This window comes from Streptomyces sp. DF42, from assembly GCF_058267695.1.
In genome coordinates, this window is the sequence record NZ_CM177859.1 from 2,813,367 (window position 1) to 2,824,549 (window position 11,183).

Genomic DNA, 11,183 nt, shown 5'->3' on the forward strand with positions numbered 1-11,183 from the left:
CTAAACAGTGTCCAGGAGTGGCATTTGCTGCCAGCTCCTGGAACTGCGCGCATCCCGAACGGTGTTGGATGCGCTGGTCTCCCGCGTTCGCTGTGTCCCCGTCCGGCTGCGTGCATCGTGTGCACGCTCCGTGACGGGTGGGCGGGTTCCCTCATGCCCTCGTGCGCCTGGTCCGGCCTGGGCGGTCCGATGCCCCACAGCATCGCTCTGGTGCTGCGGGGGCGGTGCCGTCCGTCGCCGGATCGGGTGCCCGAGGGCGCGTCGCCCGATCGCGACGCTCGCGGCGTCGTGCCGGGACATCTTGCGAGTCTTGCCGGCCAGGGGCTTACGCCAATGCTGGTCGCCCCACATCGACGTGTACGCCGGGTCGACCGCGACGATCGACAGGCCGTGCTCGGCGGCCATGGACACCAGACGGGCCTTGAGCTTGCCTGTCGGGATGCCGGAGATGAGCTGCCGGAACCGCTTCTTGCGGCCGTGCTTCTCGCGGGTCTTCTCGGCGGTGAAGTCCAGGTTCTCGATACCGATCGCCTTGACGCCGCACCGGTTGGCCCAGTGCAGCAGCCGGCTGATGGCGTGCCGGATCTGCGCGTCGCGGTGGTCGGCGGTGCCGGACAGGTCGTAGAAGAACCGCTTCGGGTCGCCGACCGGGTTGCCGTTGCGGTCGAGCCGGTAGGCGGCGAAGTGGTCAGCGTTCGTATCGACGCCGACCATGCCCTGGGCGCGGGCTGTCTCCAACGGGACCGTCTTCACCACGGGCTTCGTCCACGAGGCGGTGATGTACCAGCGCCCGCGCTCCACATCGAGGTGGATACGGTAGGCGACAGCACGGTTGGCTTCGACGCGGTCGCGCCACTGCGCGCCCCGGTGCTGGAACTGGACCCTGCAGGAGAGGACGTACCGGCCGAACTTGCCGTTGGCCAGATGGGCCAGTGGTGCGGGCAGCTTGATGGAGACCTCGCCATCGGGGGTGACGCGGATCGTCTCGTTCCCGTACCGCTTGCCGGACTCGCCGTCAGCAGCGAGGAACCAGCGTTCGGCTTCCCAGCGCCGGCGCCACTGGGCCTCGCTGAGCTGCGCATCCTGGAGGTTGTTGCGGTTGCCCAGCAGGCGTCGACCGCCGCGCACGACGTGCACGACACCGGCCTCACGCTCCACGCGGGCGACATCGAGGCGGTGTTCCAGGGTCGCCAGACGGCGGGACTTGTGGAACCACTCGCCCCGACTGCGGTATCCGCCGGGTGCCCGCTTGGCGCCTTTCTCCCCGATCGGCTGCGCCAGTCGGTGCATCAGCGTCCGCACACCGGCCTCAAGCCCTTGGATGTGGGCGAGCTGACAGCGGCGGGACAGCGCCCACTGATCGTGAGTGGCCTTCGTGATCGAACCGGCCCACCGGGACGAGGAGCCGGCCGTCAGGCCCTGCTTGCGGGCGGCCCACGTGTCGCTGTCGTGGTCCAGGCCGTCGGCGCAGCGGTTCTTGAGGTCCAGCGAGGCGAGGCGTCCGAGGTGTTCACCGACCAGCCGCAACACCTTGTCGTCCACGTCGGTGAGGTGCTTGAGGCGGTCGCGTATCGCCACCCCGGACGGCCCGGGCGCGACGAACGGTGCGTCGATGGTGCGGAGCTGCTTCTTCTTCTTCTTCGGCTCACTCATCGCCGGCCGCCGCTTCGAGAGCCTTCCTCGCCCGGTTCTTCGCCGACCGACGGCCGTACAGGCGGGCGCAGAACGACGTCAGTACCTCCACCATGTCCCGGACCAGGTCGTCTTCGTCGTCTTCGACTTCGCCGTCATCGAGGACGACCAGTCGGCGGCCAGTCGCGGACAGGGCGGCCTCGATCAGCTCCACGTTCATCCGCCCGAGGCGGTCCTTGTGCTCGACCACGACCGTGGTCACCGCCGGATCGGCCGGCAGCCGCTTCACCTTCGCGCGGCAGCCGTTCATACCCGAGGCGATCTCGGACTCGATCCGCACAACCTTCTGTCCCGCCTCCGCCGCCCATGCCGACAGGCGAGCGGTCTGCCGCTCCAGGTCCGGCTTCTGATCGTGCGAGGAGACGCGGGCATACAGACCTACACCACCGGTCACCGAGTGAGGTGTTCGCTTCGATGTTCACCAGGATCGTGCGCGGCCCCACCCGGCGCGCGGGCACCGGCAAGGCGCCCTCACGAAACCAGCGATACGCCGTATGCGGGTTCACCCCCTGCGCCCGCGCCCACTCCGTCAGGTTCATATGCTGATAACGCCACCACTCCCTCATGGTTACGCACACTCAACAACCTTCCGCTGCCAGCAGTTGGCAACCCCTCCGTGAGCGCCCCCGGAGCATCGCTCCCGGCCGACCGCGTCGCCGCGATGGTCGACATCACCGCGAGCCCGAGTGAACCGCCCATCGTGCGCGAGGTGTTGACCAGCCCCGAGACCAGTCCGGCCTCTCCGGGAGCCGCCCCGGCCGTGGCGAGCGCGGCGAGCGGGGTCGCCGTCAGGCCGGCCCCCAGCATCATCAGGATCCCCGGGATCATGATCTGGGTGAGATAGGCGCCCTCCGGCGTCATCATCGACTGCCGGCCGAAGCCGGCCGCCGCCACGACCGTCCCGAGCACGGCCACCTTGCGCGCGCCGAACACCGGCATGAACCGGGGCGCCACCTTGGAGCCGACGAGCACCGCCAGGGAACTCGGCACCAGCGCCAGCCCGGCCTCCAGCGGCGTGTAGCCGAGCACGTTCTGCGCGTACAGCGTCATGAAGAACCACATGCAGAACATCGCGGAGCCGCACAGGAACATCGCCGCGTTCGCCGACGACACGGCCCGTACGCGCAGCAGCCCGAGCGGCATGAGCGGGAGCGCCGTACGCGACTCGACGACCAGGAAGAGCGCGATCAGCGCGAGCCCTGCGGTCAGCGGCACGAGCGTGGCCGCCGCCGTCCACCCCTGCGCCTCCGTCTGTGAGATCCCGTACGCGAGCGTCGCGAGCCCGGCCGTCACCAGCACGGCACCCGGCAGATCGAGCCGCCGCCCGCCTCCGTTCCGGCTCTCCGCCAGCCAGCGCGTCGCGCCGGCCAGCACCACCGCCCCGACCGGCACGTTGATCAGCAGCACCCACCGCCACGACAGGCCGTCCACCAGCGCCCCGCCGACCAGCCCGCCGGCCGCTCCGCCACCGGCACCCACCGCCGTCCAGGTCGCTATGGCCCGTGCCCGCGCGGCCCCCTCCGGGACGGCCGAGGTGAGGATGGTCAGCGTCGACGGCGCGAGGACGGCCGCCCCCAGCCCCTGCACGGCCCGCGCCACCAGCAGCTGACCGCCCTCCTGCGCCAGGCCGCCGCCGAGCGAGGCAAGCGTGAACAGGGCGAGCCCCACCAGGAACATCCGCTTGCGCCCGTACAGGTCCCCGGCCCGCCCGCCGAGCAGCATGAAACCGGCGAAGGCGATCGCGTACGCGTTCACCACCCACTGCAGTCCCTGCGGGCTCAGCCCCAGGTCGGCTCGCATCGACGGCAACGCCACATTGACGACCGACACATCGAGCACGACCAGGAACTGTCCGGCGCAGGCGAGCGCCACGACCAGCCACGTGGGCGGCGCGGTTCGGCGGGACGGGGTCCGGGTGACGTCAGCGGCTTCCAGCATGCCCGTCATGCTCTCAACCCGGTTACGCCCCTTGCATCGGGATTTCGCCCGACCCGGCCCTGGGTCGCACGACCTACACCGCCCGCAGCAGGGTGACCACCGCCGCTCCGCCGAGCCCGATGTTGTGCGCGAGCCCCACCTCGGCCCCCGGCACCTGCCGCTCCCCCGCCGTTCCCCTCAACTGCCAGACCAGCTCCGCCACTTGAGCGATCCCGGTGGCCCCCAGCGGATGTCCCTTGGAGATCAGCCCGCCGGACGGGTTCACCACCCACCGCCCGCCGTAGGTCGTCGCCCCGGACTCCACGAGCTTCCCCGACTCGCCCTCCCCGCACATCCCCAGCGCCTCGTACGTCAGCAGCTCATTGACCGAGAAGCAGTCGTGCAGTTCTACGACGTCCACGTCCTCGATCCCGAGTCCGGACCGCTCGTACACCTGCCGGGCCGCCTCCCGCGACATCGGCTGCCCCACGACGTCGATGCAGGAGCCCGACGCGAAGGACTCCTCGGTGTCCGTCGTCATCGCCTGGGCGACGATCTCGACGAGACCGTTCAGCTGCCGCCCCCACCCTCGCCCCCGCCCCCGCCCCCGCCCCCGCCTCTGGACGAACCGCTCCGACACCACCACCGCGGCGGCCGCGCCGTCCGAGGTCGGCGAGCACTGGAGCTTGGTCAGCGGCCGGTGGACGGTCCGGGACGCGAGGATGTCGGCCACCTCGTACACGTCCTGGAATTGCGCGTACGGGTTGTGCGCCGAGTGCCGGTGGTTCTTGGCGGCCACGGCGGCGAGCTGCGCCTCGGTCGTGCCGTACCTCTCCATGTGCTCGCGGGCCGCGTCGCCGAAGATCTGGGCGGTGGCCGGGGTCATCTCGAAGCCGTGCCGGGCCGCCATGATCCCGTAGTGCCGGGCGACGGGGGAGGTGGAGCTCCCATCATCAGCGGCTCCGCCGCGGTCCCCTCCGTCCGCTCCCCCTCCCAACGCCCCCTTCTTCATCTTCTCGAAGCCCAGCGCCAGGACGCAGTCGCAGGAACCGCCCTCCACCAGCTGCCTGGCCAGCATCAGGGCGGTCGAGCCGGTCGCGCAGTTGTTGTTCACGTTGTAGACGGGGACGCCGGTCAGGCCGAGTTCATAGGCGGCGCGCTGGCCGGCGGTGGAGGGTTGGAAGCAGTAGCCGACAGGAACCTGTTCCACCTCGGTGTACGAGATCCCCGCGTCGGCCAGGGCGGCGGCGCCGGCCTCGCGCACCATGTCCCAGTACTACCAGTCACGAGTCTCGGGCTTCTCGAATCGGGTCATCCCGACCCCGGCGACATAGGCCTTCATGGCGCGTCAGATTAGAACACGTTCCACTCGCCCAACAGACCTGACGGTACCTTAGATACCCATGACAAGGTCAAGAATTCATTAGAGACCTGAAGCAACGGAATAGTTGCCTGCGCATACGAGGTTTACCCAGCACTTATCTCACGGGAGGCCTCACTCAATGACGCACACGACGACCGACCAGCCCGCGCGGAAAGCGAGCGGAGCCGTGGTTCCGGTGCTCGCCTTCGCGGGCATCGTTGTCGCGGTGATGCAGACCCTGCTCGTCCCGGTCATCAAGGACCTGCCGCAGCTGCTGGGCACCGCGCCCAGCAACGCCACCTGGGTCCTGACCTCGACGCTGCTCTCGGGAGCCGTGGCCACGCCGATCATGGGCCGCCTCGGCGACCTCTACGGCAAGCGGCGCATGCTGATCCTCAGCCTCGCCGTGATGGTGGTCGGCGCGCTGGTCAGCGCCCTCACCAGCGAACTGCTCACGATGATCGCCGGCCGTGCGCTGCAGGGCTTCGCGATGGGCGCGATCCCGCTCGGCATCGGCCTGATGCGCGACATGCTGCCGCGCGAGAAGCTCGGCTCGGCCATGGCCCTGATGAGCTCCTCGATCGGCGTCGGCGGTGGACTCGCGCTGCCGCTCGCGGCCCTGATCGCCCAGCACGCCGACTGGCACGTCCTCTTCTACGTCGCCGCCGGCCTCGGCGCGCTCGCGATCCTCCTCACCCTCCTCGTCGTACCGGAGTCCCCGATGCGCGCCGAGGGCTCCTTCGACGTCCTGGGCGCGATAGGCCTCTCCACCGGTCTCGTCCTCTTCCTCCTGCCGATCACCAAGGGCAGCGACTGGGGCTGGACGTCCGGCACCACGCTCGGCCTGTTCGCCGCGTCGGCCGTCGTCCTCGTCCTGTGGGGCGTGATGGAGCTGCGCGTGCAGGCCCCACTGGTGGACCTGCGCACCACGGCCCGCCCGGCCGTCCTGTTCACCAACCTCGCCTCGATCATGGTCGGTGTCTCCTTCTACGTCGTCTCGCTCGTCCTTCCCCAGCTGCTCCAGCTCCCGAAGGCCACCGGCTACGGCCTCGGCCAGTCGATGGTCACCGCGGGCCTGCTGGTCGCGCCGCTGGGTCTGACGATGATGCTCACGGCGCCGGTCTACGCCCGCCTGTCGGCTAAGTACGGCCCCAAGGTCACCCTGATCCTCGGCATGCTGATCATCGCGATCGGTTACGGCGCCGGCCTCGGCCTGATGAGCGCCGCCTGGCAGAGCCTCGTCATCGCGGTACTCCTCGGCGCCGGCATCGGCCTCGCCTACTCCTCCCTGCCCGCGCTGATCGTCGGCGCGGTCCCGGCCTCGGAGACCGGCGCGGCCAACGGCCTCAACACGCTGATGCGTTCCATCGGTACGTCGGTGTCGAGCGCCGTCATCGGCATGGTGCTGGCCAACACCGCGAACAACGTCGGCGGCGTGGAGATCCCGACCATGCACGGCTTCCGGGTCTCGTTCCTGATCGCGACCGCCGCGGTCGCCGTCGGCCTGCTGATGGCGCTGTTCCTGCCGAAGGCGAACCGTGCACCGCAGTTGCGCGCGAGCAGCGAGGAGGACGCCGTTCTCGAACGCGCCGAGGAGGTCCTGCGGGGCTTCCGCGGCCGTGTCCTGGACACCGAAGGCACCCCGGTCGCCCGCGCCAAGGTCACCCTGATCGACCGGCGGGGCCGGCAGGCCGGCGCCACCCTGTCCGGGGAGGACGGCGGCTACGTTCTCGCCGTGCCGTCCGAGGGCCCGTACGTCCTGGCCGCACGGGCGGCGGGGCACGGGCCTCTTGCGTCTTCCGCCACGCATCCTGGGGAGGAGCGGGCTGTGGACCTGGATCTGGCGCTGCCCGGTGAGACGGTGACGGCTTGACGCCCGACCCGACGCCGCGGGTGCCGCGGCTCGTCGTTCGGCGGCTGCGGGACCGTTGTGGCTGGTCGCGCGGTTCCCCGCGCCCCTGAAGACGAAAAGACAAAAGGCCGGGCCCTTGCCGCACCCCCCGTCGAATCATCGGCCGGGGTGCGGCAGCATGGGGGCCGCAGACATACGTACGACCGGAAGGACCCCCATGGCCGTGGCCTCCCCGAAGCCCGAGATCCTGGCCGCGTTCGAGGCGGCGAAGGGGTTCATGCCTGCGGAGGAGGGGCTGGCGCTCCACGCGGCGGCCGTCGAGGCGGGCGCGCTCGGGCTGCCCCTGCTGGAGGTCGGCACGTACTGCGGGCGGTCCGCGATCCTGCTCGCCGACGCGGCCCGCGAGACCGGCGTCACCGCGCTGACCCTCGACCACCACCGCGGCAGCGAGGAGCAGCAGCCCGGCTGGGACTACCACGACCCTGAGACGGTGGACCCCGAGATCGGGCTGATGGACACGCTGCCGACGTTCCGCCGCACGCTGCACCGGGCGGGCCTGGAGGAGCACGTGGTGGCACTGGTGGGCCGTTCGCCGCAGATCGCGTCGATCTGGAACTCCCCGCTGGGCCTGGTCTTCATCGACGGCGGCCACACCGACGAGCACGCGAGCGCCGACTACGAGGGCTGGGCCCCGCACGTGGCGAAGGGCGGGCTGCTCCTCATCCACGACGTCTTCCCCGACCCCGAGGACGAGTTCACCGGCCAGGCCCCGTACCGCGTCTACCTCCGGGCCCTCGACTCCGGCGCCTTCACGGAGATCTCGGCGACCGACTCACTGCGCGTCCTGCGGCGAACGGGCGCCGGGGTGTGACACCCGCCCGGTCTCAGCTGTAGTGGTGGCGAGCCTTGAGGATCTTCACTTCCCTGTCGTCCGCCCGGTGGACGAGACGGTGTTCGTCGTCGATCCGCCGACCCTGCGAATCGGACCGACGCCCCGTAGGGTGGCAGCCGTGTCGTACGTAGGCCCGGACTTCGATCCTCCCCAGCCCCGCCGGCCTCGCCGCCGCCCCCTGACCGTCGCCGTCGCCGCACTCGTGCCGGGCGCCCTGCTCGGGTGGCTCGTGTACGAGGCGGTGGGCGGGACGGGGAACGACGGCGGCGGGGCGGGTGCGGCGACCGTGCGGACGTCCGCGACGGCGACGTCCGGCGCGCCCGCCTCCTCCCCCGCCACCGACGACGGCAAGAACCCGAGCGCGACGCCCACCCTCGCCTCGCCCACCTCGTCGGCCCCCGTCGCCTCCGGCTCCCTCAGGGGCAAGGTCGTCGTCATCGACCCCGGCCACAACTCGGGCAACTTCCAGCACACGTCCGCGATCGACCGCAAGGTGAACATCGGGACGAACTGGAAGGAGTGCGACACCACGGGCACGTCCACCAACGCGGGTTACACGGAAGCCCAGTTCACACTGGACGTGTCCCACCGGCTGAAGGCGCTCCTCGAAAAGCAGGGCGCCACGGTGAAGTTGACCCACGACACCGGCTCCCCGCCCTGGGGCCCCTGCGTGGACGAGCGGGCGGCGATCGGCAACAAGGCCCACGCCGACGCGGCGATCTCCATCCATGCCGACGGCTCCGCGGCCGGCAACCGCGGCTTCCACGTGATCCTTCCGGGCAGCGTCCACGCCGGCACCGCGGACACCCGCTCCATCGTCGCCCCCTCCGCCGAACTCGGCGAACGCATCGCGGGCAATTTCGTCCGCGCCACGGGTTCGGCCCCCTCCAACTACATCGGCGACGGCACCGGCCTCGTCACGCGTAAGGACCTGGGCGGTCTCAATCTGTCAACGGTTCCCAAGGTGTTCATCGAGTGCGGCAACATGCGCGATACCAAGGACGCGGCACTGCTCACGAGCGGTGCATGGCGACAGCGGGCCGCGCAAGGAATCTCTGAGGGAATCGTGAGTTTCCTGCACGGTTCGTGATCAGCGGGCTGCTCCCGGCGGACACCGTGGTCGGACGGACGATAGGGTTCACCGACGACGAGACGACCTACGAAGGACCTTTGAAGTGAATATCCGCTCCCTCACTCGAGGCGACGGCGTGGTGATCGGAGCAGCGGTATTGCTGTTCATCGCGTCATTCCTCGACAATTATTCGTACGACGGCCTGCCTGACAGCGTCGACCTCCCGAACCTCTGGGAGAGCGGACCGGTCCTGCTCAGTGTCGTGTTGGCGGGCATCATCGGGGCCACGCTCGTCGTCGTGGCACGTGCCCTGCCGCAGCCGCTCAAGGTCGCTGGTCTGGAAATCGGCGCCTTCGGTGTTGCCTTCGCGGTGTTCGCCGCGTGGAGCGCCCTCGGCAACGTCATCGACCCGGCGGGCGGCGGGGACAACTTCGGCAATTCCAACAACGGGCCAAGCGCAGGCACAGGTCTGATCCTCGCCCTCGTCGCCACCCTGGTCATGGCCGCTGCCGCCATCGCCACCCCCATGGTCCCACCCCTCCAGGCCGCCCTCCTCCCCGCCCCCAAGCCCGTCGCCCCGCAGCCCTACGGCGGTCAGCCGCAGGGTGGTTACGGCTATCCCGGCGCCCAGCAGCCGCAGGCCGGGCAGCCCTACGGTGGGCAGCCGCAGCCCGGGCAGCCCTTTGGGGGGCAGCAGCCTCCGCAGCCCCAGCAGGCGCAGCAGCCGGCCGGGGACTTCTCGCCGTTCTGGTTCGCCGTTCCCGTGCCGCGTCCGCTGTTCGCGGAGGACGGTTCGCCGACGCCGATCGCCGAACTCGCGCCGGGCACCTGGTACCTGGCCGTCGAGCAGCGCGGCCCGGGTCTCGTCGCCCAGACGCAGGACGGCCGTCGTGGCGTGCTGCAGGACGCCTCCGGGATCCAGCGCGGCTGACGCCCCACAGACCGCACGACGGCCTCTCGCCCTTCCGGGTGGGGGGCCGTTGTCGTACAGTCGCAGCCCACAGGCCCGTAACTGACTGGCCGTCAGGTACCCCGTGGAGGCGTCATGCGGCTCGGTCTCGCCCTCGGCTACTGGGGCCGCGGCCCCTCCCCCGACCACGTGCCGCTGGCGCGGGAGGCCGAGCGGCTCGGGTACGACTCGGTGTGGACGGCCGAGTCGTGGGGCTCCGATGCCTTCACGCCGCTGACCTGGATCGCCGCGCAGACGTCAAGGATCAAGCTGGGGACGGCGGTTGCGCAGATGGCCGCTCGTTCCCCCACCACCACCGCCATGCACGCGCTCACCCTCGACCATCTCTCCGGCGGGCGCATGATGCTCGGGCTCGGCCTGTCGGGTCCACAGGTGGTGGAGGGCTGGTACGGGCGGCCGTTCCCGAAGTCACCGCTGACCGCGACCCGGGAGTACGTGGACGTCGTACGGCAGGTGTTGCGGCGGGAGGCGCCCGTGGCGCTGGAGGGGCGATTCCACTCCCACCCGTACACCGGCGCGGACGGCACGGGCCTCGGCAAGGCGCTCAAGTCCATCACCCACCCCCTGCGTCCCGGCCTTCCCGTCCTGCTCGGTGCGGAAGGGCCGAAGAACGTCGCGCAGACGACGCGGATCGCCGACGGCTGGCTGCCCCTGTACTGGTCGCCCTCCCGTCCCGACGTGTACGGACCGGCACTTGAGCAGCTCCCGGAGGGCTTCCTCGTCGCCCCCATGGCCCGGGTGCAGGTCTGCGACGACGTGGCCGAGGGGCTGCTGCCCGTGAAGACCATGCTGGGCTTCTACATCGGCGGCATGGGACACGCGGCCCGTAACTTCCATGCCGATCTGATGGCGCGCATGGGGTACGAGGAGGAGGCGCGCCGGATTCAGCGGCTGTTCCTTCAGGGCCGTCGCGAGGAGGCCGTGCTCGCGGTGCCGGACGCCTTCGCCGACGAGATCTCGCTGGTCGGGCCGCGCGAACGGATCGCGGAGCGGCTGGAGTTGTGGCGGAAGGGGCCGGTGACGGACCTGCTGGCCCTCTCCCCGGACCGGGAATCGCTGCGGGTACTGGCCGAGCTCAACTCCTGACAGAACCCGTACGGGTTTCATCCGGGATTCGGCGGCAATCCGGAAGGTATGTCTCGATACAGCAGCGGCAATCGGGCCGGGGCGGTCGTAGCGATCGTCGCCGACGTCATGGCCCTCATCCTGGGCCTGTGGATCGTGATGTACCTCTTGGACGCCAACCGTGCCAACGACCTGGTGCAGTTCGTCCACAACGCGGCAGACTGGCTGGCCGGCTGGTCGCGTGACCTGTTCACCTTCGACAAGGCCTGGGCCCGCGTGATCGCAGGCTACGGTCTGGCCGCGGTGGTCTACCTGTTCATCGGCCACGCGGTGGCCGGACGGATCCAGCGGCACTGAGCG

The 11,183-nt window shown here is 70.4% G+C and carries 8 protein-coding genes and 3 pseudogenes; 6 read left to right on the forward strand and 5 right to left on the reverse strand.

Annotated elements, in window-relative coordinates; genetic code table 11:
- From ACYUED_RS12835 to ACYUED_RS12850, 4 genes and pseudogenes are all read right to left on the reverse strand, one after another.
- Positions 1 to 1,653 (reverse strand): nuclease/transposase family protein, encoded by a 1,653-nt coding sequence (locus tag ACYUED_RS12835; RefSeq protein ID WP_491292416.1) that lies wholly within the window; start codon positions 1,651 to 1,653, stop codon positions 1 to 3.
- Positions 1,646 to 2,231 (reverse strand): annotated as a pseudogene (locus ACYUED_RS12840) (IS607 family transposase). Before ACYUED_RS12840 ends, ACYUED_RS12835 begins: the two are co-directional and overlap by 8 nt.
- Complete coding sequence (locus tag ACYUED_RS12845) at positions 2,164 to 3,639, reverse strand: MFS transporter (RefSeq protein WP_491292417.1); 1,476 nt, start codon at positions 3,637 to 3,639, stop codon at positions 2,164 to 2,166. The pseudogene ACYUED_RS12840 and the gene ACYUED_RS12845 overlap by 68 nt, the downstream one beginning before the upstream one ends.
- A gap of 64 nt (positions 3,640 to 3,703) precedes the next feature.
- Positions 3,704 to 4,951: pseudogene (locus ACYUED_RS12850) on the reverse strand (thiolase C-terminal domain-containing protein).
- Between the two features lie 160 nt (positions 4,952 to 5,111).
- Here ACYUED_RS12850 and ACYUED_RS12855 point away from each other — a divergent pair.
- Together ACYUED_RS12855 and ACYUED_RS12860 are read left to right on the forward strand one after the other, a co-directional pair.
- Entirely contained in the window at positions 5,112 to 6,845 is a 1,734-nt protein-coding gene (locus ACYUED_RS12855; RefSeq protein WP_491292418.1) for an MFS transporter, read from the forward strand.
- A gap of 196 nt (positions 6,846 to 7,041) precedes the next feature.
- On the forward strand, positions 7,042 to 7,695 hold the full coding sequence (locus ACYUED_RS12860; protein WP_491292419.1) for a class I SAM-dependent methyltransferase: 654 nt from the start codon (positions 7,042 to 7,044) through the stop codon (positions 7,693 to 7,695).
- A gap of 13 nt (positions 7,696 to 7,708) precedes the next feature.
- Here ACYUED_RS12860 and ACYUED_RS12865 read toward each other — a convergent pair.
- Positions 7,709 to 7,801: pseudogene (locus ACYUED_RS12865) on the reverse strand (type II toxin-antitoxin system YoeB family toxin); the annotation flags it as partial.
- A 33-nt stretch (positions 7,802 to 7,834) separates the two neighbouring features.
- Between ACYUED_RS12865 and ACYUED_RS12870 the strand changes: the two are divergent.
- The 4 genes from ACYUED_RS12870 to ACYUED_RS12885 all read left to right on the forward strand — a co-directional run bounded on the left by ACYUED_RS12870 (position 7,835) and on the right by ACYUED_RS12885 (position 11,180).
- A complete protein-coding gene (locus ACYUED_RS12870; RefSeq protein ID WP_491292420.1) occupies positions 7,835 to 8,806 on the forward strand; it encodes an N-acetylmuramoyl-L-alanine amidase in 972 nt (323 codons plus the stop codon).
- Between the two features lie 85 nt (positions 8,807 to 8,891).
- Positions 8,892 to 9,719: a hypothetical protein gene (locus tag ACYUED_RS12875; RefSeq protein WP_491292421.1), complete on the forward strand. Its 828-nt coding sequence runs from the start codon at positions 8,892 to 8,894 to the stop codon at positions 9,717 to 9,719.
- A 114-nt stretch (positions 9,720 to 9,833) separates the two neighbouring features.
- Positions 9,834 to 10,844 (forward strand): LLM class F420-dependent oxidoreductase, encoded by a 1,011-nt coding sequence (locus ACYUED_RS12880; RefSeq protein WP_491292422.1) that lies wholly within the window; start codon positions 9,834 to 9,836, stop codon positions 10,842 to 10,844.
- A 48-nt stretch (positions 10,845 to 10,892) separates the two neighbouring features.
- Entirely contained in the window at positions 10,893 to 11,180 is a 288-nt protein-coding gene (locus ACYUED_RS12885; RefSeq protein ID WP_491292423.1) for a hypothetical protein, read from the forward strand.
- Positions 11,181 to 11,183 lie beyond the last annotated feature (3 nt).